This is a genomic window from Psychromonas aquatilis (genome assembly GCF_038155185.1).
Taxonomy (GTDB): domain Bacteria; phylum Pseudomonadota; class Gammaproteobacteria; order Enterobacterales; family Psychromonadaceae; genus Psychromonas; species Psychromonas aquatilis.
Genome location: NZ_JBAKAZ010000029.1, coordinates 12,983 through 39,711 on the forward strand (window position 1 = coordinate 12,983; position 26,729 = coordinate 39,711).

Here is a 26,729-nt window from a genome sequence, read left to right on the forward strand (position 1 = left end):
TTGGGTTATACCTTAATTAAGCATCTTCTTCTTTAGTGAAAAGCGCATCAATAAATTCTTTCGAATTAAACTCTCTTAAATCATCGATTCCTTCACCAACACCGATATAACGAATTGGTAGTTTAAACTGATCTGCAATCGAGAAAATAATTCCGCCTTTTGCAGTCCCGTCTAACTTAGTAAAGGTAAGGCCTGTTAAACCAACTGCTTCATTGAATATTTTAACTTGGCTAATTGCATTTTGTCCTGTACCCGCATCAATGGTTAACATGATTTCATGCGGTGCTGTAATATCTTTCTTACGCATAATGCGAACAATTTTTGATAATTCGGTCATCAAATTATCTTTGTTTTGTAAACGTCCGGCAGTATCAGCAATTAACACATCAATTCCACGAGCTTGTGCTGCATCCATCGCATCAAATAATACTGAGGCACTATCTGCACCGGTTTGTTGAGCAATAACAGGGATATCATTACGTTCACCCCATACTTGTAATTGTTCAACGGCTGCTGCACGGAAGGTATCACCCGCTGCTAACATCACTGATTTACCTTCACTTTGATATTTTTTAGCCAATTTACCAATAGTCGTAGTTTTACCAACACCATTTACACCAACCATCAAAATAACATAAGGTTTTTTGGTTTCATCAATCACTAATGGCCGTTCAACTTCGTCTAAAATATCCGATAAGTCTTTTTTAAGTAACTCATATAATGCTTCGGCGTCTTTTAACTGTTTTCTATCAGCATGATCCGTTAAATTATCGATGATACGTAGAGTTGTTTCTACACCAATATCGGCAATGATTAATTGCTCTTCGAGCTCCTCAAATAATTCGTCATCAATTTTCTTACCTTTAAATAAAGATAATAAACCACTGCCAATACTGAGTCGGGTTTTTTTCAACCCCTGTGCAAAGCGTGCAAAGAAACCCAGTTTTTGTTCTTCTTTTGAGTCTTCTTTTGAAGAATCTGATGATATATCAACCGCTTCAGCTTCAACTTCTTCAACAGCCTCTACCGCTAGCTCTTGCTCAATTTGTTGACGAGCTAATTCAGCATTTCTTTGGGCTTCTTGATAAGCATTTCTCGCTGCTATTTTAGCATCTGCTTCCGCTTTCTCTTTGGCCGCTAATTCTGCTTCTTTAGCTTCCAATTCAGCTTGCTGCTTCGCAGCTAATTCTGCAGCTTCTTTGGCTTCCTGTTCTGCTTTCTGCTTCGCAGCTAATTCTGCAGCTTCTTTGGCTTCCTGTTCTGCTTTCTGCTTTGCAGCTAATTCCGCGGCTTCTTTAGCTTCCTGTTCCGCTTTCTGCTTCGCAGCTAGCTCTGCAGCTTCTTTAGCTTCCTGTTCCGCTTTCTGCTTCGCAGCTAATTCTGCAGCTTCTTTGGCTTCCTGTTCCGCTTTCTGCTTCGCAGCTAGCTCTGCAGCTTCTTTGGCTTCCAATTCCGCTTGCTGTTTTGCAGCTAATTCAGCTGCTTCTTTAGCTTGCAGTTCTGCTTCAGCCTGAGCAGCTTTTTCGTCTGCAATTGCTTTTTCTTGAGCTAAAATTTCTTGCTCTTCTTGTTCAGTTTTCTTTGCTGGCTTTTTAGAAAACCACGAAAACAACCCTTTCTTTTTTGACATTAATTAAAAACCTTACTAACAAGCTGTTTAGCCTGCTAAAATAGCCGGCTTATGAATTGTTTATATTAACACTATTGATGGCAGGACTAAAAATATTATGCGCAAAAATCAACGTTCTTCAACCCAAGAGAGGCATAAAAAGAACTCAAGTGATGGATTTATTCGCTTAATTTCAGGACAATGGCGCGGTAAAAAGCTACCAGTTAAAAATAAACAAGGTTTACGCCCAACAACAGACAGAACTAAAGAGACCCTATTTAATTGGTTAATGCATGATATCCGCGATGCAAATTGCTTGGATTGTTTTAGTGGCAGTGGCAGTTTAGGGTTTGAAGCATTATCTCGTTATAGCAAATCATGCTTATTTTTAGAATTAGATAAACAAGTCGCACAACAATTACAAACCAACTTAGATTTGCTAAAGGTTGAGCATGCTACGGTTTGCCAAGTAGACTCGATACAATTTCTCTCTCAAAAAGCAAAACAGCAATTCGATATTGTCTTTATAGATCCCCCATTTAATTTGGGATTAGCCCAACCTTGTATTAATAACTTGGTATCTCAAGGCTACTTAGCAGACCACAGTTTAATTTATGTAGAGGTAGAAAATACATTAACAGCATTACAAATCCCCGATGACTGGCAACTGTTAAAAGAAAAAACAGCCGGGCAAGTTTGTTACCAATTATTTAAACGAGGTTAAACCATGAAATATTTTATCAATTTTGCAAAATGCTTAATGCTTATTATTTGGGTATCACTGATCGCTAACTTGTTTTTTCCTTTCCCAGGTAAAGCGGCGATGGCCTTTTATTTCTTATTAGCATTTCTAGTGATTATGCACGCCATTCAAGTGCTTGTTGTGTATGGTGCTTTTGCTGAGAAGTTAAAATTAACAAAAAAAGAAGGGGTTGAACTATTCTTTTTTGGTGTGTTTAAAATGTGGCAAATAAAAGAACGTTTAAGTTAAATATAGCTTCTAACATAAAATGGATGAGATAATGACTTCTCATCCATTCAAATCCTGAAACTTATACTAAAATAAAGTTAAAGTACTAAAATAAAGTTAAAGAACCAGTTTATTGTCCCCACTCGATAATACCATCCACTTTTTTACCATCTTCACTGACGACTAGCCATTTGATATGTTTTTCGCGCATCAATTCTTCCGCTTCCGTTAAACGTGCAGAAGCTGAAATTAAACGAGGCGTTGCATTCATTAAGTCAGCGGCTTTGCTGTCAACAATACTTTCACCGGCAATCAGGAATCGACGTACATCACCATCGGTAATAACACCTTGTAGCTCACCATCTTTCAATACTAATGCGAGGCCTGTACGCGTTTCAGTCATGACCATTAATGCATCAGTGACTGACGTTTCAGCCGTTACAACTGGTAAATTATCGCTGCGCATTTCATCACGAACGAAGGTTAGTAGTCTTTTCCCTAAACTTCCTCCTGGATGAAAACGAGCAAAGTCCATTGGGCTAAAGTCTTTTTCTAGCGTTAATGTATTCGCTAGAGCATCACCAATCACCAAGGTTAATGTAGTTGATGTACTAGGTGCTAAGTTATTTGGACAAGTTTCTTTTTCAACACTCGCATCTAATACCACATCAGAATGTTTTGCTAATGTAGAGTTTTTGCCACCTGTAATGGAAATGATTTTATTTCCAAAGTGTTGTAATGAAGGAATAATTTTCAATAATTCGTCGGTTTCACCACTATAAGAGATCAGTAATAGAACATCTTCTTTAGTCACCATTCCTAGGTCACCATGAAAAGCTTCACCCGGGTGCATAAAAAATGATGGCGTTCCAACAGATGCCAAGGTTGCGGCTATTTTAGTACCAATGTGTCCTGACTTCCCCATACCACAAACAATAATACGCCCTGTACAATTTTTCATTAACGCTAATGCTTGCAAATAAGGTTCACCAGCATTTTTTCCATGGGTGGCAATCGCCGAGCTTTGAATTTCAAATACAGTTTGAACTTCTTTTAATAATTGATCTTCAGACAGTGAAAAACGAGACATGATACTTCCTTTATATGATAGGAAAGGGATAGATATTGGCTTAAATTACTGTGTTCTAGGATAGAGCAGACAAATAATCGACATATCACTAGAAATTAATAGCATAAGTTTAATTAGTTATCATCAAGTTGCAACCTAAAATAAGCGTGAAAATGTGCAGAAATATGCGTTAATACTGATATTTTTATTAAATTGATAGCGACTTAATATGCGCTTCTTATTTTATTGATTAAATAAAAATGCCCACATGTAGTGGGCATTTTAAGATTCAAGGATTAATAATTAATCGCTTATAGACAATCAAACTCTACTAATGTATCAACATCAGCTTCGTAATCAACGCCATCAACACCAAAACCAAATAGTTGTAAAAACTCATCTTTGTATTCTTGGTAATCAGTTAATTCAAACAGATTTTCTGTTGTAATTTGTGGCCATAATTCTGCACAAGCTTGTTGAACTTCATCACGAAGCTCCCAATCATCAAGACGTAAGCGACGTGCTTCATCTGTTGTTGGTGCAGAGCCATCAGCTTTGAATAGTTGTGTTGTGAATAGACGGTGAATCTGTTCCATACAACCTTCATGTAAACCTTTCTCTTTCATGATTCTAAATACCATTGATAGGTATAAAGGCATAACAGGAATCGCAGCACTTGCTTGTGTTACAACACTCTTCTGTACTGATACGTAAGCTTCACCACCTAAAGAGTCAAGTTGTGCTTGGATAGCAGTAGAAGCACGATCTAAATCGATTTTTGCTTTACCTAATGCGCCATCCCAATAAATTGGCCATGTAATTTCAGTACCAATGTATGAGTAAGCAACGGTTTTAACGCCTTCAGCTAGTACACCCGCTTCAGCTAATGCATTCATCCAAAGTTCCCAATCTTGTCCACCCATTACGGTAACAGTATTAGCAATCTCTTCTTCAGTTGCAGGCTCTACAGACGCTTCGATAATAGTATCTTTGTTAGTATCGATAGCTGTTGATGTGTAAGTTTCACCAATCGGTTTAAGGCTTGAACGTACAACTTCACCTGTGTCAGGTAGTTTACGAACTGGCGCAGCAACTGAGTAGATAACTGCATCAATTTGACCTAAGTCAGCTTTGATCGTATCGATAACAAGTTGTTTTGTTTCATTAGAGAATGCATCACCGTTAACGCTTTTAGCGTAAAGGCCATCTGCTTTTGCTTGCTTATCAAAAGCAGCACTGTTGTACCAACCTGCAGAACCTGGTTTACGATCTGTTGCTGGTTTTTCAAAGAAAACACCAATTGTTGATGCGTCACTACCGTATGCTGCAGCAATACGTGATGACATGCCGTAACCAGCTGAAGAACCAATCACTAATACACGTTTAGGGCCTTTTTCAATTTTGCCTTGCTCTTTAGTGTATTCAATTTGTGCTTGAATGTTTTTTTCACAACCCGTTGGGTGTGTAGTCGTACAAATAAAGCCACGAATCTTTGGTTTAATGATCATATTATTTCGCTCTTGTGGTATTTAAAAACCTTTGATTATTGACATTAATTTGTATTAGATTAATCAAAGGAGTAAGTAAAATTATCGCTAATATACCTGTTCTCGCAGAAAATGCCAAAAACAGGCCTAGCTTTTTAGCCATTATCGCTAATTTATTAGTTATTTGGTACTGCTAAGCATAGATCAGGCTTCTCGCCATTTAACCCCATCGCCTGTTTTATAAACTGCTTTTTCAAAGGGCTAATATTATCAGCCATTAAAAGCGCAACGTCCCTTAATGCTTTTTGTACAGGATTTTCACCATTAAATAATTGTTTTAACAACTCCATTGAGGCAATCATTTGCGTTGCTTCTGTTTTTCGCCAACGTTCAAAATGACGTAAACTCTTATATAAGCCAATATCTTTACCTAACCCTGCATGCTTTAAGATCTCTTGTGCTAAACAGGCTGCATCTAATAAACCTAAATTAACTCCCTGGCCAGCAAGCGGGTGTATGGTATGCGCTGCATCACCAATTAAAGCAACTCGATGCACAGCAAAATCTCTTGCATAACGCATTTTAAGCGGAATACTCTGACGCTTCCCCTGAACTTCACATAAGCCTAATTTATTATCAAATGTACGACTTAACTGTTGATTAAATGCTTGATCGTCTAATGCTAACAATAACTGTGCTTTCTCCGGAGAAACAGACCAAACAATAGAACTTGTATTAGCTTCATATAAAGGTAAAAAAGCCAGCGGCCCTTCGCCAGTAAAAATTTGTCGTGCACAGGATTGATGTGGTTCAACAGTTTTCACTGTCGCAACTATTGCATGATGCTCATAATCCCATTGTGTTAATGGAATATTAAGTTGCTTTCTTACTCCTGAATTTGCACCATCTGCAGCAACAATAAGCTTTGAAGTGATTTGTTGTCCACTGGCTAATGTTAACCAAGCCTCACCGTCACCAATCGCCATATTTTGTAATGCATCAGGACAGAAAAAAGTGACATTATCCTGTGCTTCTACCGCTTGTAATAATGCATGCTGCAAATTTCTATTTTCAACAATATAACCGAGGTCTGATTGGTTAACTTGTTTTGCATCGAATGCTATTTTACCAAAGCTATCTTTTTCCCATACTTGCATACTATGGTAAGGCGTGATGCGTTGTGTTTTCAACAGTGGCCAAGCGTCTAAATTTTCCAGTAAAGTCTTGCTCGCAAAGCTAATTGCGCTAACTCGGTTTTCAGGTTGTTCAGACAAATCAGGCGTTTCATTGGTTTCAATCACAGCTACCGATAACGAACTTTCTTTCAAACTTCTTGCTAATGCTAAACCTACCATTCCCCCACCAATAATGGTGACATCAAAAGACTGCATCATGATAAACTCTCTTTTCTAAACAGATCAAACTGCCCTTTGGCTTGTTCAATAATAGGCATCGATAAACAAGGAAATAAGCTCATTGCTTGTAATGATAAGTTACGAGGGAAACTCAAAAGAGGATCTCGATTACTAAAAATACGCACTAAGCTATCGGTCATGAAAATGCTTTGATTATGATCTTTCTCGCGGTACATCCAATACTTATTCAACATTGAAAATGAGCCGATATTATTTAGATCACTCTCAGCAATCACTTTTGCTAATACACAGACATCACGCAACCCTAAGTTAAAGCCTTGTCCAGCCACAGGATGTAAACTATGTGCGGCATTACCAATACATACTACTCGGTGAGCGATAGGCCTACTTGTTTTTAATAAACTTAATGGATAAATATCACGTTTCCCAGTTGTCGTGAAGATACCTGCTCGATAACCAAATCGTTGCTGTAAATGCATTAAAAAGTCAGCATCGGACAGATTTGCAATGGCATCTGCCTCGTCACCCTCAACACAATAAACTAATGAAAAACGGTTATCTGTTAAAGGTAATAATGCAATGGGTCCACTTTGTGTAAATCGTTCATAGGCAATATCTTGATGGCAACTAGCACTTTGTATATTACAAATAATGGCACTGCGTTGATAATCGTCACAACTGCTTTTTATATTCGCCAACTGCCTAACCTGACTTTTACTACCATCAGCGCCAATGCACAATTTCGCTTCAACCTGTTCACCATTGCTTAAAGTACACTTAACAGCGTCAATGGACTGTTCAATTGCCTCTAACTTCACTTGGTACAAGGTGGTTAATGAAGGATACTGTGATAAAGCTTCTGCAAGTACCTTACCAACACGTCTTAATTCGACGACATAGCCAAACGCATCACCTTTAATCTCAGGTGCTAAGGTTAATGAATTAAAGTACCCTTTATCGGAAACTTGTATCTGCTTAATAGATTGCGCATCAGGTTGAATATCAGGCCATAAAGAAAGGTCATTTAAGATATCAACGGAACCCGCATTTAATGCAATACAACGCGCATCAAAACTAGGATGAAAATGCTTAATGGGGTCATCTCTTTTCGCATTTTCATCAACTAATAGGATATTTAATTGTGCATTTTTCTTTAATAAAGTTAGTGCTAGTAAACTCCCAGACATCCCAGCACCAATGATCACAAGATCGTAAGAGGTCTCATTTGATGCTGTATTAAGACAGTCTTTTTGTTTTAAATTAACCATGCATTAATGCTTCAATTTCTTGAATTGTTTTTGGTACCGCGCTAGTCATGATTTCACAGCCTGATTCAGTGACTATTAAATCATCTTCAATACGAATACCAATTCCTTTCCAACGTGCTTCTACGTCAGCATCTTTACTAATATAGATTCCGGGTTCAATGGTAATTGCCATGCCCGCTTGTAAAGGACGAGGGTTTGCGACAGTACCGACATCACCAACATCATGCACATCAAGCCCTAATGGATGCCCTAAACCATGCATATAAAAGTCTCTGTGTGCATCATTTTCAATCAAGGTTTCTAAGTCACCTTTTAAAATACCTAAATCAAGTAAGCCTTGAGTCATTTTTACAACCATTAACTTGTTAATTTCCAACATGCTAATGCCCGCTTTAACTTGATCAATAGCGAATAACTGACAGTCTAATACAAGCTGGTAAATAATCGCTTGTTCTTTTGAAAAGCGCCCATTAACCGGGAAAGTACGCGTAATATCACCTGCATAACCTTGATATTCGGCGCCTGCATCGATTAAGACTAAGTCACCATCTTGGAGTATTTGATCGTTTTCAGTGTAATGTAAGATACATGCATTATTGCCACCAGCAACAATACTGTTATATGCAATATCTCGTGTACCTTGCTTAGCAAATTCATATTCAACTTCAAGTTGTAGTTGAAACTCAAACATACCTGGCTTACATTTTTGCATTGCACGCAGGTGTCCAAGTGCAGAGATTTCACCTGCTTTTCGCATTAGCTGTTTTTCTGCTTCACTTTTAAACATACGCATTTCATGAACTTGCGGCTGCCAGTCTAAAAATTGATTTGTTTTAATCAAGCCACTTCGCGTTTTACTGCGTAAGTTATTTAATACATTTTGTAATGGTTGGTCAGTTGTTTCACCACTTAAAACCGGGTAGTAAATGCAATCAACATCAACCAATAACTCACCTAGTTTTTGTTCAAAATCATCAATCGCAAATGCGCTATCTACTGCCAAGTCGGTTAATGCGGCTTCTTGACCTAAACGGTAACCATGCCAAATTTCTGCATGTTTATCTTTTTTACGATTAAATAATACCGTAGATGTTTGGTTATTTTTTTTGATTAACAACAAACAAGCTTCAGGTTCTTTAAAACCAGATAGGTAATAAAAGTCACTATTTTGTCGAAAACGGAATTCAGTGTCTTTACTACGAGTAAACTCTTGGTTAGAGGTGAAAATAGCCATACTATTATCAAGCATGCTATCAAAAAATGTTTTTCTGCGTTGTATAAATTCAGTCATGTAGCCTCGATTAATGCAAAGTATTAGAAACAGTAGATGAGATATGGCGAGAGAAATGATTAAAACACAGCATCGCGCTGACACGAAGGTATTCAACAATTTCAGAGAAAGCAATTTCAGACTCTTCATCTTCCTGTTCAAAGTCTAACGATAATTGGGAAATATCTCGAATATCTCTTATCACCTCTTGAACGTCATCAGGCGCTTGATTCAATGATTGTTGTACCATGCCAAAACCAACTAAAAAACCTTGAGACCATTGTGCCATCGCTTCTGCACGCTCATCTAAAGGCTTTTCATCGTCAGGTAATAGTAGATTAAACCCCAATCCATCATCAGAGCATTGTTTAACGACATCGGAGTAGATTTCTGAGATTAAGTTTTTTACGGAATGTGGCAATCCCATTCCCTCATTGACGACATCATTAAATAAAGGCTGCCAACTATTATCTTCAAGTTTGATACCACCACAAACAAAGCCTGATAACACACCGTGAGTTTCTGCAGCGTTCGTGAATAAATCAGCCGCTTCAAGGGCTTGCGATATCTTATCAAAATTAGGTAAAACAGAAGAATTCATTTCGATACTCTTAATAAGCTAAAATAGAGCAGTTATTCTATCATCCAGAAGATCTCGTCGCCAGTAAGTACTTGAAAGTTGATAGCTAGGTCGATATAGTTCGCGGATGGTAATAGATTTATTTTAGGGAATGCATTGACTCCCTTATATCAGCAAGACTAACGGGGGCATTATGGCACAGCTAGACATCACAATTTTAGGCCAGCAATATAAAATAAGCTGCCCTGAAAATGAGCAACAAAGCTTATTAAACACAGTAGAACAAGTTAATGAACACTTACAAGAGATGCGCAATAGCACTCGTTCGCTACGTAGTGAACAATTAGTGGCAATGGCTGCTTTAAACTATCGTCACCAATTAAACACCATACAAGAAGAAAATAAAGCACAGACTGATAAACTCAATAAACGCATTCAGCAATTACAAGATGCGATCAATGGGGCTTTAACGAATACCAAGGTAGACCCAAATAAAAAATAACGGATAAAATTTTTAATTCAATTCCCAGAAAATCATACCTATCAACAATACTAATTATTCGACTTAACTGGCTTGATGAACAGTAATTAGTATTGTGTTTAAAAATTCTACATACGCAAAGAAATATCCATTTTTTTGATCAAAAACCTTTTAAATCGTGAAAAATATAGGTACAGTTTATTCAACCCTCGGGTACACGTTAATCTTGACTAAGTCCCTGAGCCGATAAGCATTACCCTGGTGAATTGTTTTGGATACTTTTGTGTAAACTCGACTTGTATCGAGAAACCTGCGGTAGACATTGATACACCAACCTTGACCTTCGGGTTCAAGGTCACAGTCAATAGCGGTATCCTTGGGTTATCTATTCTTTCATACAACCTCTCTCCTTTTTATGTCACCTATTAATCAGTATTTCACCTCACTGGAAATTGGATAATATAATGCCTAACGACATTGCATTAGAACAAAAAAAACTTCGCCAAGAAATTCGTACAAAACGAAATAATCTATCAGCACAACAGCAGCAACAAGCCACAGATAAAGTGCTTTCACGTTTAATTAAACACCCTAAAATTTTACAAGCAAAATCACTCTCGTTGACGTTAGCTTATGATGGTGAACTGGATCTCATGCCATTTATTGATTGGTGTTGGCAGCAACAAAAAAGTATTTATGTGCCTGTCATCGATCCTGATAAAAAAGGTAAACTATTATTTTTGGCATACAAAGAGACCACTGAAATCATCAAAAACAGCTATGGAATTGAAGAGCCTGCATTAATCAAAACACAGTCAGGGACAGGTTATTTGAATAGTTGTGGTAGTAATGACTTAGATGTTATTTTAACCCCGCTGGTGGCTTTTGATCAGTATGGTAATCGGATGGGAATGGGTGGCGGTTACTATGACCGATTATTAACTCCTTGGTTTACTGAGCAAGTAGGTCCCTACCCTATCGGGTTTGCACATGACTGCCAATATGTTGATAGTTTAGCGACTCAAGCCTGGGATGTCCCTTTACCAGAAGTGATCACTCCTCAACAACATTTTCACTTTACCCAGAATAATAACGCCCTATTAATATAACTTAGGTACTAACTAATCTTGCCTTGTGTTCACATTCTCTAAAAACAAAAAAGAGCCTCTCGGTATTTTCACCTTATTTAATCTATATGGGGTGACGGCCATACTCAATGAGTACTAAAAACCTTTGAAGGCGAACTGTAAATGTTTAATAATTAATTACCGACCAACCTCGGTAGCACATAAAGTTATATATACTTACAACTTAATTTTACTAAGCAAGAGCTCAATATTAATTAATAACCTGACAAATAGAAGGAAGGGAAACTACAAAGAAGCTTATTATTTAAATAGCTAGACCTAGTTATAAAAAACAATTACCATTCACCCTAAGGGCTTATTTTTACAAGCATCGCTTTAGCTTTTGGCAACCTTTTTGTAATTGCTTTGTATGTAGGACCTTTTCTAACATCAGCGTATTTACTTGTCCCATGTTTAACATAAAATTTATTAACAGTATTTATATAGAGCTCGCAATAAAAAACCTCTTGCTCATAATCCTTAAGCTTTTTTGAAAGAATCGCCACTCTTTCAAAATAAAATGGAGCGGGTACCTCATCTGCCTTTTCCATTGTATCCAGCTCGGCTTGACAACATCTTTTCATACATTCGATATCATCTTTTTTATCCTGAGCTAACTCCCAAGTCTGCTTTCCATCAACTAAATTTGCACCGCCTGTCAATTCAGTTATTCGCTCACCAGAAGTTTTTACCCTACCATCTGATTTATTCAAAGATGGATTAGCTCGTCCAAATAGTTTGTTTAATATACCCATTGAAACTCCCAGCATTAGCACTTTATTTGCCAATTTATATATGTAGATGCCGAAGTGGTGACTGCCGCCAGCCACTTCGGACTTTTAAAAGAAGTAAGAAATGATATTTGCAATAGTAAAACACAAACCTGTAAAGGCTGTTATGACTTCCGCTAAATCAATTTTAACTTCAAGGTTAAGAGAAATTTTCATGGTATAAACCCACTTAAAAGACTCAACCGGTTGAATCGTTAAAGATTCGTTTTTTATATACCGCAGTGCAATGCGGTTGAGCTCCCCCTAACTAGTATGGGAGATTGCTCAACAGACGCCTTTACAGAAACTCACGGAGATACCTGTCCGTACCACGGAGCGCCCTTTAGCCGCTTACCAAGCGACAATCGGAGTTGGTGACCCCGAAACTTTAAAAGTAAATGAAAATATGTTGCAAAAGAAGAACTGCTCGTAAAGTATCTTATATATAACAGCTAAAAGATATACTTTCACTTCACAAAGAAGAATATACCCCTGCTTAGGTACCTTAACAAGAAAGAATAACTAACGAATATTATTAAACTTTGCCACTAAGTTATTCTTAGATGTAAACACAAGGTTTACCTAAAGATAAAAAACATTATCCCTATAATAAAAATAATACTTATAACCATTCCCACAGCTTGATTGTTTTGTTGTTCAGTTTGTAGTTCTATATTTAGATCATCGACCCTTTTATTTGAACAGGCGCCTAACTCTTCATTATATATAGTTAAAAACTTAGCAGCGTCTTTTTCACTTAACCTCTCTGCAAAGTCAGTTAATTTATCTTGCTGCTCTAAAGATACTTGATAAACATTACCGCCTGCATTTACGATGTCTTGTAATTCCCCAGAGTTTTTTTCTGCTAACTTTCTAATGGTTTGCCTATCTATATTTTCAATTAAAATTTCAAATAAAGTTTCTTCTTCGATATAAGAACCTACATCCTGCAAAGTTAGCTCAACCATATCAGCACCAAGCTCTCTTTTTAGGGTGTTTTCTATATTTGTAAATATAGACTTATGTGAATAACCACCTAAAGGTGACTTTCCTTTTGAAGATAAAGTAACGAAACAATAATTATTACTTTCTGTTTCTTTAATAATAAAAGTTACGACCTCGCCATATGAGTTCTTAACTAAAGACTTTAACTTAGAGCTTTCAGCAATCGCACTAAAGTTATGCTCATCTTCCGATGTAACTCTAAGATCTGCTATATGAAAAGCATGAATCATATGTTTATAAGCCTCCTTAGAGTCTAGATATAATTTTATCTTTATTTCATCTTCTCTTTTTTCAATAATTGCCATACACATACTCCACTATTTTTCCTGAGTAACGAGCAAACCAAAGGTGTTTCCCGTAACTGCCTTAATACATTGGTTTAGTGATTGCTTTAAACGCAATAAACCAAATACTTTCCCATCAATTTACAGGGTGTAAAACAATATCTTCCCAAGTAACAAAGGCGCCATCTTTTCTAACATTTACAGGGATTCCACAAGTAGTTTCATAAGCTTTGAAACCATCGAAAGGTTTAGAATTCGGTTTGTTTGTTATTTGTGTTACCTGTTCTAGAACTTCATACTCATTTCCTAATGCATCACTAAATAAACCTAAATTATTAATTTTCATTGACTAACTCTTTTAGTAAAAACTTTAAAATTAAATAGTAATATAAATATAACAGGTTAATAAAATAACCGCCATTTTGGGTTACTTTTGTTTTTTGAGAGGACGTACAAATCAATTACGCCTTTTGATAGGTTATTTCATTCATGTTATAAGCAGATACTCAGTTATAAAGGTTTTTAAGGCAAAATACCAAACAAACTAAAGCCTAAATCACCCAGTAAAGCCAATGAAGCCTTAGATATTTTGCAAAACCTATGCACTTACATTTAAGTCGTATGTATTATGCTCAGAAGGTTCTGCACTAAATGATAGATATTTTAAATTTGATTATATCCACCAGACAATAAGAAAGGGTGTTAGAAATTATAGATATAAAAAAACCCACTCAAAAGTAGGTTTTATTTGGTGTAACAATCAGATAATATTATTTGTAACCATTCACCTAAATATACACTTTAGTTTTAGTCTAAAGAGCCTCTCGGCTCTTTTTAAGATGAAATCAGATGTCAGACTTTAAGCGCCTAACAATAACTTATCATCATCTAACTCTTCACCGTCATTTTTAGCCTGAGCGAATAAGTTAAGTAAATCTTTAACTTCATACCCGGCACGTTCTGTCCCTGATAAATCAAAGATGATTTTACCTTCATGCAACATGATTGTACGCGAACCATGATCCAAGGCTTGACGCATTGAATGAGTCACCATCATCACGGTTAATTGCTTCTCTGTAATAATTTGTGAAGTAATATCCATAATCAAAGCAGCCGTCTTAGGGTCAAGTGCAGCCGTATGCTCATCAAGTAGTAAAATCGAGCTAGGTTGCAGTGCAGACATCAACAAACTAACCGATTGACGCTGTCCCCCTGATAATAGTCCCATTTGGCTTTCAAGACGGTTTTCAAGCCCAAGATTCAAACGGCTTAACTGCTCACGAAAGATATTACGCATTTTACTGTTCAACGCAGAAGAGAGTCTTCCTCGCTGTCCACGGCCATAGGCAAGCGCCATATTTTCTTCAACGGTCAAATCACCACAAGTGCCGGCTAATGGGTCTTGAAAAACACGGGCAATATCAGCTGTTCTTCCTGTTGCAGGTAATTTAGTCACATCTCTATCACCAAAAAGAATTTTACCTTTAGTGCTTTTAATGTCACCAGCAATGGTATTGAGTAAAGTCGATTTACCTGCCCCGTTAGAGCCGATAACAGTCACAAACTCACCCATTGGGATAGTTAAATCAATACCACGTATTGCTAGTTTCTCTGTTGGTAAACCTCGGTTAAAGGTAACGTGTAGCCCTTCACAACTAATCATGCTTCATTCCTCGCTGCTTGTTTTGCTTTCCATTCATTACGCAGTTTAGGAAAGATCAATGCCAAGGCAACTAGTACTGCCGTGATCAAGTTTAAATCCGATGCACTAAAACCAATAAAATCAGCATTAAGCGCTAAAGAAACCGCTAAACGGTATAATACAGAACCGACAATGCAGCTTAAAACAATCACATACATAGAACGGCTTGCAAATAAAGACTGGCCAATAATCACAGCAGCTAAACCAACAACGATCGTACCAATCCCCATGGTTGAATCAGCAAAACCGTTGGTTTGAGCAAATAAAGCGCCGGCTAAACCCACTAAGCCATTAGACAAAGCTAGCCCAGCGTAAACCTTTTGTTTTACAACAATACCATTGGCTTGTGCCATACGTTTATTTGAACCAACAGCACGCATTGCCAGACCGTATTGAGTGCGTAAGAACCAAGCAACCAACAAACCACCAACAACAGCACACACTGCGACAAATATAACGCGCATATACATATCAGGTAAGCCAAATAGGCCTTCGAATGGCGTTAAAATAGTTGGCTCCATGATAAGTGCCACATTCGGTTTACCCATCACACGAAGATTTATCGTATAAAGTGCAGTCATGGTTAAAATACTGGCCAGTAGATGCAAGATATTAAAACGTAAATTCAACCATGCCGTTACTAACCCTGCACAAGCGGCAGCTAAAGTACCGATTAGCGTAGCTAAGAAAACGTTAACACCCATTACAATGAGCGTTGCTGTTACAGCAGCTCCAAGTGTAAAGCTACCGTCAACGGTAAGGTCTGGAAAATCTAAGATACGAAAAGTTAGGTAAACACCGATAGCAACTAGGCCATAAATCAAGCCTAGTTCTAAGGTACCCATAAAAGAAAAAAGTGACATTTATATAAACTTCTTATTTAATAATTTGAGTAGCACGATCAAGTACTGTTGTTGGAACTTCTACACCCATACGTGCAGCCATTTTAGGATTAACGAACAAGTCAGTACCTTCAGCCATTTTGACATCGATATTACCTGCGTTTTCACCGTTTAAAATACTCACTACAAGCTCACCAGTTTGACGACCTAGGTCAAAGTAGTTATAACCAACAGCGGCAACAGCACCACGAGCAACAGTATCGGTATCACCAGCAAACACTGGTATTTGTGCATCGATACCTACCTTAATAACTGATTCTGCAGCACTAATAATAGTGTTATCGATTGGGCAGTAGATAGCTTGTACCTTGCCCACTAATTGCTTAGTTGCAACCATAACATCTGAAGATTTAGGCGCAGCCGCTTCAACTATTTCAATACCCATTTCAGATGCCGCTTCTTTTAAAGCAGCAACACTTGATACTGAATTCGCTTCACCTGGATTATATGGCACACCAACTGCTTTTAAATCAGGAATAAATTCTTTAATTAAAGCCAGATGTTGCTTCACATTAACCATATCCGATAAACCTGTCACATTACCACCAGGTTGCGCTAATGTCGGTACTAATTTAGCGCCAATAGGGTCGGTAACAGCAGAGAATACAACTGGAATATTTTTACTTACACTTACAGCAGCTTGCGCTGAAGGTGTCGCAATAGCCACAATCACATCAGGTTGATCACCAACTAATTTACGAGCGATTTGTGCGGCAATAGCTGGCTGGCCTTGAGCACTTTCATAAGTGAATTTTAAATCATCGCCGCTATAACCATTTTCTTCTAACACTTCTTTAACACCGTCACGAACAGCATCTAAAGCAGGGTGTTCAACAATAGCAGTCGTTGCAACATAAACAGGTTTTGCTTGAATACTGCCAGAAATGACAGCAGCGGCAAGAAGAGTACTCTTAAGAATTGAATTTAGCTTCATTTTTTAGTCCTTTAGGAAAGCATAATAATGGGAACAAACTGTATAAAGTAGTGTTAGCCTATTTTGAACCGTACCAGTTAACCTTAATAATACAAGTCTCTAATAGTAATTTGTACGAAAAATTAAAGCACATTAATAATTAAAATAAAAATAGCTCAAAATCTCTGCATAATTATAAACTTTATAACGAAGGTGGGTAATAAAAGATTAAGTAATTGCGGGCATGGTATGTTTTTAAAATGTATAAAAAAAGGTATTAAACAATGTTTAATACCTTTATGTAATACGCATTATATTATGAAAAAGGAATTACCAACCTTTAACAACACCACCATTAAAGATTTCTAATGCTGCTTGGTAAACTTCATCTGTTTGATATGCTTTGATAAAGTTTTGTACAGCTTCAGACTGAACATTATCTTCACGCGCAACCACTAAGTTAACGTATGGTGATTCTTTATCTTCAACAAATAAACCGTCTTTTTCTGGAGATAAGTTGATAGAGCTTGCATAAGTTGTATTGATAATAGCAAGGCTCACATCATCTAATGAACGTGGTAATTGTGCCGCTTCTAATTCAATAATATTTAAGTTTTTCTCACTGCTTACGATATCTAATACAGTCGCTTGTAAACCAACACCTTCTTTAAGTGTTAATAGCCCTTGTTTCTCTAACAAGATTAGAGAGCGACCTAAGTTAGTTGGATCACTTGGTACTGCAATTTTATCACCTTCTTTTAGCTCATCCAGTGATTTAATTTTACTTGAATAACCAGCAATTGGGTAAACAAAAGTGTTACCTGCAATAGCAAATTTATAACCACGGTCAGCGACTTGCTGATCTAGGTATGGTTTATGTTGGAATGCATTCGCATCAACAGAGCCTTCGTCTAATGCAGCATTAGGTGTGATGTAATCAGAAAAAATCACTAACTCGACATCAAGGTCGTATTTTTCTTTTGCAATTTTTGCAGCCACTTCTGCAACTTGTGCTTCAGCACCTGCGATAACACCTACAGTAAGGGTATTATTTGGCGCTTCATTTTCAACAACAGGTGCTTCTTTTTCACCACACCCAGCTAATGCGACAGTTGAGGCTAAGCCAACAACAGTTAATACTTTTTTAAGATTAAAATTCATATTTTCTTCCTATAAATAATTGATAAATAAAATGAAATTTTTAACGATGATCAACACGTTTAACTAAGTAATCACCAATTGACTGAATAAGCTGTACTAAAATCACCAAAATAACGATCGTAATCATCATTACCACAGGGTCAAAACGCTGATATCCATAACGAATACCTACATCGCCTAAACCACCACCGCCAACAGTACCAGCCATTGCAGAATAACCTACTAGCGTCACTAAAGTGATGGTTGCTGCATTGATAATGCCCGGTAATGCTTCTGGTAATAATACTTTTTTAATTATCTGAATCGGTTTCGCGCCCATTGCTTGAGCCGCTTCCACTAACCCCGCAGGGACTTCTAATAAAGCACCTTCAACTAAGCGAGCGATGAAAGGAATTGCGCCAATTGTTAATGGTACAATCGCAGCGGCCGTACCAATAGATGACCCGACGATAAAACGAGTAACTGGAATTAACGCTACTAATAAGATAATAAAAGGAATAGAGCGCCCTATATTAACGACAACACCTAATATTTTATTAAGCGCAGTGTTTTCTAATAAGCCATTCTTCTTACTAAGGTGTAACAATACACCTAATGGAATACCAACAGCAAAGCCGATTAAACCAGAGGTAAATACCATTACCAGTGTTTCCCATAAAGAGCTCACCAATAATTCAATTAGGCGAGTATTCTCAGCCCACCATGTAAACACAGTATTAACAGACATAACCTAACACCTCTAACTCTATTTTTTGTTCTTTTAAATATTGAATAGCTCTATCTGCACATTCACTAGGGCCAATAAATTCTGCTAACATCAAACCAAATTTCACTCCACCGACATAGTCCATATTCGAGCTTAAAATACTAATATCAATATTAAATTCTCTAGCAACATGGCTAATCACAGGTGTATCAACAGAATCACCTGTAAACTCAAGTCGAATCAACGGATAACTATTTTCACTAGGTGCTGCTTGTAAGCGTTCAGCATAATCAGCAGGAATAGAAAGATCTAATGTTGAACGAATAAAGTCACGAGCAAGCTCAGTTTTAGGATGGGCAAAAATATCCCCTACTAAACCTGTTTCAACTAATCGACCACCACCAATGATAGCAACCTCTTCACAAATCCCTTTTACAACAGCCATTTCATGGGTAATTAATAAAATAGTTAAATTTAACTCTTTATTAATTTTACGAAGTAATTCTAAAATCGAAATTGTTGTTGCAGGATCCAGTGCACTCGTCGCTTCATCACACAATAAAACTTTAGGGTCAGATGCCAAAGCACGGGCGATCGCAACACGTTGTTTTTGCCCGCCACTTAAGTTAGCAGGATAAACATCACGCTTTTCAGCCAATCCAACTAATGCTAATAACTCCTCAACCTTAGTCTTTATTTTACTTTTACTAACACCCGCAAGCTCTAACGGTAACGCCACATTATTAAATACTGTACGTGATGATAATAGATTAAAATGCTGAAAGATCATGCCAATCTTACGGCGAGTTTGAGTCAAGTCTTGCTCAGATAGCTTAGTTAAATCAACGCCATCTAATAGCACTTCCCCATCAGTGGGGCGCTCTAATAAATTAACACAACGAATCAATGTACTTTTACCAGCACCTGATGAACCAATAACGCCAAAAATACGGCCTTGCTCAATACTTAAATTGATATCTGAAAGTGCATTAATGGGCTTATTCCCTTGATAAAACACTTTATTAACATTTTTTATTTCTATCATCAGATTTCCTGAAATTGAATGACTGTTATGGATAGGCTTATTTTACAGCCTAAATCATAATTACGAGCGCAGTCTAAGCCATCTAGACGTCTAAATCAATTAATGATTACGTAAAATCAAAGATATTAATCTCCAACGAATAAATAATGCTACCAATTCTTAAACAACATCAGAAAATAGCTTAGCAACACTTAATTTCATTAAATCATTCCCTGCATTTATTAAATGAGAAATAAAATAAATATAAATAATTTTACAGCGATAATGATAAGTATTACCATTCTTGGCTTGTTTATACATTTCCCCATTTCTTCTTAAAATAAAAGGTTCTCAGATATGAAAGGTTTCAATCTCATTCGTAATATCACCTCTGTTGTTATATTCGCCATTTCTTTTGTCACTCTGCCGAGTTTTGCCAGTACATTTCCAGTAACAATAACCGACATTGCAGGACGTACCGTCACTATTGAAAAAGAACCTCAAAATATAGCACTCTCTACAGGCCGCGTATTTTCATTATTAGAGATTATTTACCAGCAAGATGCCGCTAAACACTTGGTCGCTTGGCGTGACGATATGCGTGCATCTGCTCCTAGCATGTATGCAAGTTATATTAAAAAGTACCCAAGCCTTAAAGATATAACAACGATAGGTAAAATAAAGTCAGGTGAGTTTGATGCAGAAAAATTTATCAACATGCAAAATAAACCCGACTTATTTGTTGTTGATCTTTCTAATATTAAGCTTGCACAAGACAAAGGCTTATTGAAAAAGCTAGACAAAGCAGGCATTAAAGTTGTTGCAATCGATTTTCGAGAGCATCCTGTAGAAAATACAGTGAAATCAGTGACCTCTTTAGCAACGGCGCTCGGTAAAAAAGAACAAGGCCAACGTTTTGCAGAATACTATCAAGCCCATCTAAAACGTTTAACCGACGCTGTGAATACCCTACCAGCAGAGCAAACAAATAAAAATGTCTTTATTGAACGTGCTGCTGGTTATAACGAATCATGTTGCCGTACCTTTTCTGATGGCAATATGGGCGCTTATATCCCATTATTAAAAGCCAACAATGTCGCAGATAAACCATTAAAAGGGGCATTAACAGGGCAAATGTCGCCAGAAAGTGTATTAGTAGCACAACCAGATATTTACATTATGCAAACAACAGGTTGGTTAGATAAAGAAGGCAACCCAACGTCAGGTATCCCTTTAGGTTACGCGCCGCTAGATCCTGAACAAATCAAAAAATCGACAACTAAGTTAATGGATAGAAGCTGGTTAAAAGCAACTAATGCCTACCAGTCTAATAATATCTACTCGATATACATGCCTTTTTATAATTCACCATACAACCTAGTGGCTATTGAATATTTTGCTAAATGGATCCACCCTGCTTTATTTAAAGACCTCAACCCAGAGCAAACCTTTGAAGAGATGAACCAACGTTTTGCTGGTCGTACACTATCAGGAAAATTTGGCCAGAATAACGCACAGGTAATGCACTAATGAAGCAAAGCATGACGCTTTCTGACAGTGCCTTCATTGAGCAAGGCTCTGTAAAAGAAGAAAGCAAAACAAACCACTTGACTGATGCGCTAACAATACATCATTCACGCCTTAAAAAGAAAAAAGTGGCGCTGGTTGTGCTCTTTTTTTTAAGTTTAATAGGATTGATAGCAGATGTTCTGATTGGCTCTCACGGCCTTACACTCGGACAGGTAATCAGTGGTGTTTTTAATCCTGCATCCAGTGATATTGTGACTCAAACAATTATTTGGGATATTCGTATGCCGATGTCGCTGATGGCACCATTTGTTGGAGGAGCGCTGGCAATTGCCGGCGCACAAATGCAAACAACGCTCAATAACCCGTTAGCAGACCCTTATACATTCGGTGTATCTGCTTCAGCGGGATTTGGCGCTTCATTAGTTATTACCCATATTGTTTCAATTCCTTATATTCCTGAAGAATATCAGATTGCCAGCATGGCTTTTGTCATGTGCATGCTCACCACCTTTATGATCGCAGGCATCTCATCAATTAAGCGGATCTCAATTGAAGGTGTTATGCTATTTGGCGTGGCTACTATGTTTGCTTATGATGGCATGTTAACCATGATGCAATATATCGCCACTGAGACACAGTTACAGACATTGATTTTCTGGCAAATGGGCTCATTAGACAGAGGTAGTTGGGGAAAAATTACAACGTTAGCGATTTTACTACCAATTGTCATGGCCATTATGATGAAAGACGCTTGGAAACTATCTTCTCTAAAAGTAGGATTAGAGCGTGCTGAATCAATGGGTATTAATGTAAAACAATTACGTATAAAAACATTATTACTCGTGTCTTTAATCACTTCATTATCCGTTTCATTTGTTGGTGCGATTGGATTTGTAGGCCTAGTTGGCCCACATATCGCTCGAATGATTCTTGGTGAAGATCAACGTTTCTTCCTACCAGCTTCATTTCTGCTCGGGGCAGTATTAGTAGAACTTGCGTCTATTGCTAGTAAGTCGGTTATGCCAGGTATTATTTTACCGTTAACCGTGATGATGTCTGCTGTGGGCGTACCTTTCTTTATCTTTTTAATTATTAAAAAAGGTGGAAAATTCTAATGGCGCTTAATATTAATCAACTTTCCGTGGCATTTGGCAACGATATTATTTTAGATAATATGAGTATTCCCACCATCTACCCAGGTGAAATGGTATCATTGATTGGCAAAAATGGTGCAGGTAAATCCACCCTTCTTAAACAAATGACTAAGCGTATTCGACCAAATGCCGATAGCATTACCTTAAATGCAAAACCACTGACGCTAAATGACATTGGTTATTTACCACAAGATCATCGCGTGTCAGCAAATATTACGGTTATCGAGTTGCTGATCACCACCATGCATGTTGACGCTAATAGCTTATTTACCAAAGCCAAAAGTGCAGAAAAAGCACTCACTCTATTGGATAAAATTGGTATTTTTCATCTCGCCAATAAAATATGCAGTGAACTGTCCGGGGGCGAGAGCCAGCTGGTCGGACTCGCACAAGCGGTTGTCAACCAACCTAGCGTGTTGATTTTAGATGAGCCAACGTCAGCATTGGATATGCACAATCAATTTATGCTATTAGAATATGTAAAAAGCTATACGCGTGAGCACAATGCCTATGCATTAATGGTGATACACGATTTAAATTTAGCGATTCAATATTCAGATAAAGTAGCAGCGTTACATAATAATAATTTATTTGCTTACGGTGAGCCGAGTAGAATCATTGATCAAGTATTAATTAAAAATGTATTTAATGTCAACTCTCAGATAATACAGCTCGAACAGCACCCTGTTGTTGTCGCTTGTTTATGAGCAGATGAGGCGTAAATACCTTATCACTTACTGCTTAATCGCCTGACAACACCTACTATCCAGTCTTAGCTAAACCTTGTTTAGTTAAGACTTAAATCAGCGCCAACAGGCATCAATAGAACAATCTCACCTGCTCTCCTCGTCATTTGCACCTTACTGACTTTAAAACTTCAAGCATCGCCCTCACATAATTAGTTTAATTGGCATTAAATTCTGTTAAAATATTGCGCTGAATTCGTTGGAGAAAAATTTATGAAAGACAATAGCCAGACTAAAGTAATCGTCGGAATATCCGGTGGTGTTGATTCCTCAGTATCTGCTTATTTATTACAGCAGCAAGGCTATCAGGTAGAAGGCTTATTCATGAAGAACTGGGAAGAAGACGATACTGATGAGTATTGCTCTGCAGCTCAAGATCTCCAGGATGCTCAAGCAGTTTGTGATAAATTAGGCATAAAATTACACACTATCAATTTTGCAGCTGAGTATTGGGATAATGTATTTGAACATTTTTTAGAAGAATACAAAGCAGGCCGTACCCCAAACCCAGATATCATGTGTAATAAAGAAATTAAGTTTAAAGCTTTTTTAGAATTTGCTGCTGAAGATTTAGGAGCAGACTTTATTGCAACAGGGCACTATTGCCGTCGTCGAGATATCGATGGTAAAGCACAACTTTTACGTGGTTTAGATAGCAACAAAGATCAGAGCTACTTTTTATATGCCGTTGGTGGCGAGCAAATCGCACAAACGCTATTCCCAGTAGGTGAATTAGAAAAACCTGAAGTACGTCGTATTGCTGAAGAACAAGATTTAGTAACGCACAATAAAAAAGACAGTACTGGAATTTGTTTTATTGGTGAACGTAAATTCACTGATTTCTTACAAACTTACTTACCAGCTCAACCTGGCGATATTGTTACACCTGACAATGAAGTAATTGGTCAACATCAAGGTTTGATGTACCACACCTTAGGACAACGTAAAGGGTTAGGGATAGGCGGCTTACAAAACTCAAATGAAAATCCATGGTATGTAGTGGGTAAAGACATGGAAAATAACCGTTTATTAGTTGCACAAGGTGCTGATCACCCTGCTCTATTCTCTTATGGTTTAATCGCTAAAAAATGTGATTGGGTAGATAGAACAGCCAAAAAAGAAAGCTTTAAATGTACGGTTAAAACACGCTACCGCCAAACAGATATTGCATGTACTGTTAATCCTATTGACGATGACACGTTAGAGGTGATTTTCGATGAACCACAGGCAGCCGTAACGCCTGGACAGTCAGCTGTATTTTATATGGATGAAGTTTGTTTAGGTGGCGCTATTATCGAACAGCACTTACAAAAATAACGCCCACAATAAGACAATTAAGCTTAGAGGTTTGTTGAAAGCAAACCTCTCGATTCATTCAACCGAGAAGTGTATTTAAAACATGTCATTCCATAATTTAGAATCTCGAAGTATTGCCTTTTCGGCAATGTGCCAAGCTGCTTATTTAGTTGATAAAATTGCGACAACAGGAAGTTGTCCTGACACAGTTGCATTTAATGCAAGCTTACAATCAATTGTACGTACAGATAGCGCTTCACCACTTGCAACTTTTGGTGGCCATGAATCATTAAAACTAGGTTATAAAACCGCTATTGCTCAACTAGGCAATGAAAATAATACGCGTAATGTGCAAGTCACTCGTTACGTTGCAGGCTTAATAGCTTTAGAGCGTAAATTATCCTCTAATGCTGGGACATTAAATTTATTAGGTGAACGTATTAACCAAGTAAATCGTCAACTTGCCCACTTTGAGATTGATGATAGTAGTGTATTAAGTAACTTAGATTCAATTTATAGGGATTTAATTAGTAACCTTGGCCCTAAAATTCAAGTAAATGGTAACCCAGCTTACTTGCAACAAGAGCAAACTCAGCATAAAATTCGCGCTTTATTATTAGCCGGTGTACGTGCGACTGTATTATGGCGCCAAATCGGTGGTAAGCGTCGCCAATTATTATTATCACGCGGTGCTTTAGTAGCTCAAACAAAACAAAATTTATTACGCGCTTAATCGCTGATATAAGGTTTCCACTAGGAAGCAAAGAAACTATTTAAACAACCTAATTAGGAGCAACAAATGGAACTTTCAGGACTAACAGCTGTATCACCAGTTGACGGCCGTTACGGTAGCAAAACTGCAATTTTACGCGATATTTTTAGTGAATTTGGTTTAATCAAATTTCGCGTACAAGTTGAAGTGCGCTGGTTACAAAAACTAGCAAAAACTGACGGTATTGCAGAAGTTCCAGCTTTCTCTGCTGAAGCAAACGCACACCTTGATGCAATTGTAGCTAACTTCAGTGAAGCTGATGCTCAACGCGTTAAAGATATTGAAGCAACAACTAACCACGATGTAAAAGCAGTTGAATACTTCTTAAAAGAGAAAGTAGCTGATGTTGCAGAACTTAATGCTGTTTCTGAATTTATCCACTTTGCTTGTACTTCAGAAGATATCAATAACTTATCTCACGCTTTAATGCTTTCTACAGCAAAAAAAGACGTAATTTTACCTTACTGCAACCGTATTGTTGATGCGATCAAAGAAAAAGCAATCGAATACAAAACAATGCCAATGATGTCTCGTACACATGGTCAGCCAGCTTCACCTACTACACTAGGTAAAGAAATGGCAAACGTAGTTGCACGTCTACAACGTCAAGTTAAGCAAATCGAAGCAACAGAGCAACTAGGTAAAACAAATGGCGCTGTAGGTAACTACAATGCTCACCTAAGTGCATACCCAGAAGTTAACTGGCAGGGTTTTGCGGAAGAATTTGTAACAAGCCTAGGTGTTACATTTAACCCGTTCACAACACAAATTGAACCACACGATTACATTGCTGAGTTATTTGATGCGATTGCGCGTTTCAATACTATTCTATTAGACTTTGACCGTGATATCTGGGGTTATATTTGCCTTGGTCACTTCAAACAAAAGACTATTGCTGGTGAAATTGGCTCTTCAACTATGCCACATAAAGTTAACCCAATTGACTTTGAAAACTCTGAAGGTAACTTAGGATTAGCCAATGCTATCTTTGATCACCTAGCGGCTAAACTACCTGTTTCTCGCTGGCAACGTGACTTAACAGATTCAACTGTATTACGTAACCTTGGTGTTGCTATCGGTTACTCTGTTATCGCTTATGAAGCAAGCTTAAAAGGTATCAGTAAACTTGAAGCAAACGAAGAAAACATGCTGAAAGACTTAGATTCAAACTGGGAAGTATTAGCTGAGCCTATCCAAACGGTAATGCGTCGTTACGCAATCGAAAAACCATACGAGAAACTTAAAGAGCTAACACGTGGTAAACGTGTAGATGGTCCTGGAATGAGTGAGTTTATCGATACACTTGAGCTACCAGAAGCGGTTAAAGTTGAACTAAAAGCAATGACACCAGCGTCATATATTGGTCAAGCGGTTGAGCTAGTAGAAAAAATGGCTTAATTAACCAGTTGGCTTATTAATAAAAGGCAACCTTAAAGGTTGCCTTTTTTATTGCCTATATTTATTTAAAAACATTAATTATACCAATTATATTAAATAAGTGATCTAAATTTTGCGCAGGAAAAATGA

26 protein-coding genes and 1 other RNA gene are annotated in these 26,729 nt (G+C 37.5%); 11 read left to right on the forward strand and 16 right to left on the reverse strand.

The window, feature by feature from the left end:
• Positions 1 to 16: 16 nt before the first annotated feature.
• Positions 17 to 1,630: a signal recognition particle-docking protein FtsY gene (gene ftsY / locus V6256_RS08945; RefSeq protein ID WP_341597868.1), complete on the reverse strand. Its 1,614-nt coding sequence runs from the start codon at positions 1,628 to 1,630 to the stop codon at positions 17 to 19.
• Positions 1,631 to 1,727: 97 nt separating this feature from the next.
• Here ftsY and rsmD point away from each other — a divergent pair, with 97 nt between their 5' ends.
• Both rsmD and V6256_RS08955 read left to right on the forward strand, forming a co-directional pair.
• A complete protein-coding gene (rsmD, locus tag V6256_RS08950; protein WP_341597869.1) occupies positions 1,728 to 2,333 on the forward strand; it encodes a 16S rRNA (guanine(966)-N(2))-methyltransferase RsmD in 606 nt (201 codons plus the stop codon).
• Positions 2,334 to 2,336: 3 nt separating this feature from the next.
• Complete coding sequence (locus V6256_RS08955) at positions 2,337 to 2,600, forward strand: DUF1145 domain-containing protein (protein WP_341597870.1); 264 nt, start codon at positions 2,337 to 2,339, stop codon at positions 2,598 to 2,600.
• Positions 2,601 to 2,709: 109 nt separating this feature from the next.
• Here V6256_RS08955 and V6256_RS08960 read toward each other — a convergent pair whose 3' ends face one another.
• The 6 genes from V6256_RS08960 to V6256_RS08985 form a co-directional block, all read right to left on the reverse strand.
• Positions 2,710 to 3,669: a KpsF/GutQ family sugar-phosphate isomerase gene (locus V6256_RS08960; RefSeq protein WP_341597871.1), complete on the reverse strand. Its 960-nt coding sequence runs from the start codon at positions 3,667 to 3,669 to the stop codon at positions 2,710 to 2,712.
• Positions 3,670 to 3,959: 290 nt separating this feature from the next.
• Positions 3,960 to 5,156, reverse strand: a complete 1,197-nt coding sequence (gene fabV, locus V6256_RS08965; RefSeq protein ID WP_341597872.1) for an enoyl-ACP reductase FabV — start codon at positions 5,154 to 5,156, stop codon at positions 3,960 to 3,962.
• Between the two features lie 155 nt (positions 5,157 to 5,311).
• A complete protein-coding gene (locus V6256_RS08970; protein WP_341597873.1) occupies positions 5,312 to 6,529 on the reverse strand; it encodes an FAD-dependent monooxygenase in 1,218 nt (405 codons plus the stop codon).
• Positions 6,526 to 7,779, reverse strand: coding sequence for a 2-octaprenyl-6-methoxyphenyl hydroxylase (ubiH, locus tag V6256_RS08975; RefSeq protein WP_341597874.1), 1,254 nt, complete (start codon positions 7,777 to 7,779; stop codon positions 6,526 to 6,528). The genes V6256_RS08970 and ubiH overlap by 4 nt, the downstream gene beginning before the upstream one ends.
• Positions 7,772 to 9,070: a Xaa-Pro aminopeptidase gene (gene pepP / locus V6256_RS08980; protein WP_341597875.1), complete on the reverse strand. Its 1,299-nt coding sequence runs from the start codon at positions 9,068 to 9,070 to the stop codon at positions 7,772 to 7,774. The genes ubiH and pepP overlap by 8 nt, the downstream gene beginning before the upstream one ends.
• A 10-nt stretch (positions 9,071 to 9,080) precedes the next feature.
• Entirely contained in the window at positions 9,081 to 9,650 is a 570-nt protein-coding gene (locus V6256_RS08985) for a UPF0149 family protein (protein ID WP_341597876.1), read from the reverse strand.
• A 172-nt stretch (positions 9,651 to 9,822) separates the two neighbouring features.
• Between V6256_RS08985 and V6256_RS08990 the strand changes: the two genes are divergently transcribed.
• From V6256_RS08990 to V6256_RS09000, 3 genes are all read left to right on the forward strand, one after another.
• Positions 9,823 to 10,131 carry a cell division protein ZapA gene (locus V6256_RS08990; RefSeq protein ID WP_341597877.1) on the forward strand — a complete coding sequence of 103 codons (309 nt, stop codon included), beginning with the start codon at positions 9,823 to 9,825 and terminating at the stop codon, positions 10,129 to 10,131.
• 181 nt (positions 10,132 to 10,312) lie between these two features.
• A non-coding RNA gene (gene ssrS, locus V6256_RS08995) (6S RNA) lies at positions 10,313 to 10,497 on the forward strand.
• A gap of 77 nt (positions 10,498 to 10,574) precedes the next feature.
• Entirely contained in the window at positions 10,575 to 11,219 is a 645-nt protein-coding gene (locus V6256_RS09000; RefSeq protein ID WP_341597878.1) for a 5-formyltetrahydrofolate cyclo-ligase, read from the forward strand.
• A 326-nt stretch (positions 11,220 to 11,545) separates the two neighbouring features.
• Here the strand turns inward: V6256_RS09000 and V6256_RS09005 are convergent, their stop codons facing one another.
• The 9 genes from V6256_RS09005 to metN all read right to left on the reverse strand — a co-directional run bounded on the left by V6256_RS09005 (position 11,546) and on the right by metN (position 19,725).
• On the reverse strand, positions 11,546 to 11,992 hold the full coding sequence (locus tag V6256_RS09005) for a hypothetical protein (RefSeq protein WP_341597879.1): 447 nt from the start codon (positions 11,990 to 11,992) through the stop codon (positions 11,546 to 11,548).
• A 593-nt stretch (positions 11,993 to 12,585) separates the two neighbouring features.
• Positions 12,586 to 13,317 carry a hypothetical protein gene (locus V6256_RS09010; protein ID WP_341597880.1) on the reverse strand — a complete coding sequence of 244 codons (732 nt, stop codon included), beginning with the start codon at positions 13,315 to 13,317 and terminating at the stop codon, positions 12,586 to 12,588.
• A gap of 115 nt (positions 13,318 to 13,432) precedes the next feature.
• Complete coding sequence (locus V6256_RS09015) at positions 13,433 to 13,642, reverse strand: hypothetical protein (protein ID WP_341597881.1); 210 nt, start codon at positions 13,640 to 13,642, stop codon at positions 13,433 to 13,435.
• A 513-nt stretch (positions 13,643 to 14,155) separates the two neighbouring features.
• Positions 14,156 to 14,959, reverse strand: coding sequence for an ABC transporter ATP-binding protein (locus V6256_RS09020; protein WP_341597882.1), 804 nt, complete (start codon positions 14,957 to 14,959; stop codon positions 14,156 to 14,158).
• Entirely contained in the window at positions 14,956 to 15,861 is a 906-nt protein-coding gene (locus tag V6256_RS09025) for an ABC transporter permease (RefSeq protein WP_341597883.1), read from the reverse strand. The genes V6256_RS09020 and V6256_RS09025 overlap by 4 nt, the downstream gene beginning before the upstream one ends.
• Before the next feature lie 13 nt (positions 15,862 to 15,874).
• Positions 15,875 to 16,834, reverse strand: coding sequence for an ABC transporter substrate-binding protein (locus V6256_RS09030; protein WP_341597884.1), 960 nt, complete (start codon positions 16,832 to 16,834; stop codon positions 15,875 to 15,877).
• A gap of 309 nt (positions 16,835 to 17,143) precedes the next feature.
• Complete coding sequence (locus V6256_RS09035) at positions 17,144 to 17,974, reverse strand: MetQ/NlpA family lipoprotein (RefSeq protein WP_341597885.1); 831 nt, start codon at positions 17,972 to 17,974, stop codon at positions 17,144 to 17,146.
• 40 nt (positions 17,975 to 18,014) lie between these two features.
• Positions 18,015 to 18,701: a methionine ABC transporter permease gene (locus V6256_RS09040; RefSeq protein ID WP_341597886.1), complete on the reverse strand. Its 687-nt coding sequence runs from the start codon at positions 18,699 to 18,701 to the stop codon at positions 18,015 to 18,017.
• Positions 18,691 to 19,725 carry a methionine ABC transporter ATP-binding protein MetN gene (metN, locus tag V6256_RS09045; RefSeq protein WP_341597887.1) on the reverse strand — a complete coding sequence of 345 codons (1,035 nt, stop codon included), beginning with the start codon at positions 19,723 to 19,725 and terminating at the stop codon, positions 18,691 to 18,693. The genes V6256_RS09040 and metN overlap by 11 nt, the downstream gene beginning before the upstream one ends.
• Before the next feature lie 336 nt (positions 19,726 to 20,061).
• Between metN and V6256_RS09050 the strand changes: the two genes are divergently transcribed.
• The 6 genes from V6256_RS09050 to purB all read left to right on the forward strand — a co-directional run bounded on the left by V6256_RS09050 (position 20,062) and on the right by purB (position 26,600).
• The gene (locus V6256_RS09050) at positions 20,062 to 21,234 is read left to right on the forward strand and encodes an ABC transporter substrate-binding protein (RefSeq protein ID WP_341597888.1); all 1,173 of its coding nucleotides are present in this window, start codon (positions 20,062 to 20,064) and stop codon (positions 21,232 to 21,234) included.
• The gene (locus V6256_RS09055) at positions 21,234 to 22,349 is read left to right on the forward strand and encodes a FecCD family ABC transporter permease (protein ID WP_341597889.1); all 1,116 of its coding nucleotides are present in this window, start codon (positions 21,234 to 21,236) and stop codon (positions 22,347 to 22,349) included. Before V6256_RS09050 ends, V6256_RS09055 begins: the two co-directional genes overlap by 1 nt.
• On the forward strand, positions 22,349 to 23,095 hold the full coding sequence (locus V6256_RS09060) for an ABC transporter ATP-binding protein (protein WP_341597890.1): 747 nt from the start codon (positions 22,349 to 22,351) through the stop codon (positions 23,093 to 23,095). The genes V6256_RS09055 and V6256_RS09060 overlap by 1 nt, the downstream gene beginning before the upstream one ends.
• 213 nt (positions 23,096 to 23,308) lie before the next feature.
• Positions 23,309 to 24,451, forward strand: a complete 1,143-nt coding sequence (gene mnmA, locus V6256_RS09065; protein ID WP_341597893.1) for a tRNA 2-thiouridine(34) synthase MnmA — start codon at positions 23,309 to 23,311, stop codon at positions 24,449 to 24,451.
• An 82-nt stretch (positions 24,452 to 24,533) separates the two neighbouring features.
• A complete protein-coding gene (gene hflD / locus V6256_RS09070) occupies positions 24,534 to 25,163 on the forward strand; it encodes a high frequency lysogenization protein HflD (protein ID WP_341597891.1) in 630 nt (209 codons plus the stop codon).
• Positions 25,164 to 25,229: 66 nt separating this feature from the next.
• Positions 25,230 to 26,600 (forward strand): adenylosuccinate lyase, encoded by a 1,371-nt coding sequence (gene purB / locus V6256_RS09075; protein WP_341597892.1) that lies wholly within the window; start codon positions 25,230 to 25,232, stop codon positions 26,598 to 26,600.
• Positions 26,601 to 26,729: the final 129 nt, after the last annotated feature.

Coding starts and splice junctions, on each gene's coding strand:
- ftsY (WP_341597868.1), bottom strand. CDS start 1,630: ATGTCAAAAAAGAAAGGGTTGTTTTCGTGGTTTTCTAAAAAGCCAGCA.
- rsmD (WP_341597869.1), top strand. CDS start 1,728: ATGCGCAAAAATCAACGTTCTTCAACCCAAGAGAGGCATAAAAAGAAC.
- V6256_RS08955 (WP_341597870.1), top strand. CDS start 2,337: ATGAAATATTTTATCAATTTTGCAAAATGCTTAATGCTTATTATTTGG.
- V6256_RS08960 (WP_341597871.1), bottom strand. CDS start 3,669: ATGTCTCGTTTTTCACTGTCTGAAGATCAATTATTAAAAGAAGTTCAA.
- fabV (WP_341597872.1), bottom strand. CDS start 5,156: ATGATCATTAAACCAAAGATTCGTGGCTTTATTTGTACGACTACACAC.
- V6256_RS08970 (WP_341597873.1), bottom strand. CDS start 6,529: ATGATGCAGTCTTTTGATGTCACCATTATTGGTGGGGGAATGGTAGGT.
- ubiH (WP_341597874.1), bottom strand. CDS start 7,779: ATGGTTAATTTAAAACAAAAAGACTGTCTTAATACAGCATCAAATGAG.
- pepP (WP_341597875.1), bottom strand. CDS start 9,070: ATGACTGAATTTATACAACGCAGAAAAACATTTTTTGATAGCATGCTT.
- V6256_RS08985 (WP_341597876.1), bottom strand. CDS start 9,650: ATGAATTCTTCTGTTTTACCTAATTTTGATAAGATATCGCAAGCCCTT.
- V6256_RS08990 (WP_341597877.1), top strand. CDS start 9,823: ATGGCACAGCTAGACATCACAATTTTAGGCCAGCAATATAAAATAAGC.
- V6256_RS09000 (WP_341597878.1), top strand. CDS start 10,575: ATGCCTAACGACATTGCATTAGAACAAAAAAAACTTCGCCAAGAAATT.
- V6256_RS09005 (WP_341597879.1), bottom strand. CDS start 11,992: ATGGGTATATTAAACAAACTATTTGGACGAGCTAATCCATCTTTGAAT.
- V6256_RS09010 (WP_341597880.1), bottom strand. CDS start 13,317: ATGGCAATTATTGAAAAAAGAGAAGATGAAATAAAGATAAAATTATAT.
- V6256_RS09015 (WP_341597881.1), bottom strand. CDS start 13,642: ATGAAAATTAATAATTTAGGTTTATTTAGTGATGCATTAGGAAATGAG.
- V6256_RS09020 (WP_341597882.1), bottom strand. CDS start 14,959: ATGATTAGTTGTGAAGGGCTACACGTTACCTTTAACCGAGGTTTACCA.
- V6256_RS09025 (WP_341597883.1), bottom strand. CDS start 15,861: ATGTCACTTTTTTCTTTTATGGGTACCTTAGAACTAGGCTTGATTTAT.
- V6256_RS09030 (WP_341597884.1), bottom strand. CDS start 16,834: ATGAAGCTAAATTCAATTCTTAAGAGTACTCTTCTTGCCGCTGCTGTC.
- V6256_RS09035 (WP_341597885.1), bottom strand. CDS start 17,974: ATGAATTTTAATCTTAAAAAAGTATTAACTGTTGTTGGCTTAGCCTCA.
- V6256_RS09040 (WP_341597886.1), bottom strand. CDS start 18,701: ATGTCTGTTAATACTGTGTTTACATGGTGGGCTGAGAATACTCGCCTA.
- metN (WP_341597887.1), bottom strand. CDS start 19,725: ATGATAGAAATAAAAAATGTTAATAAAGTGTTTTATCAAGGGAATAAG.
- V6256_RS09050 (WP_341597888.1), top strand. CDS start 20,062: ATGAAAGGTTTCAATCTCATTCGTAATATCACCTCTGTTGTTATATTC.
- V6256_RS09055 (WP_341597889.1), top strand. CDS start 21,234: ATGAAGCAAAGCATGACGCTTTCTGACAGTGCCTTCATTGAGCAAGGC.
- V6256_RS09060 (WP_341597890.1), top strand. CDS start 22,349: ATGGCGCTTAATATTAATCAACTTTCCGTGGCATTTGGCAACGATATT.
- hflD (WP_341597891.1), top strand. CDS start 24,534: ATGTCATTCCATAATTTAGAATCTCGAAGTATTGCCTTTTCGGCAATG.
- purB (WP_341597892.1), top strand. CDS start 25,230: ATGGAACTTTCAGGACTAACAGCTGTATCACCAGTTGACGGCCGTTAC.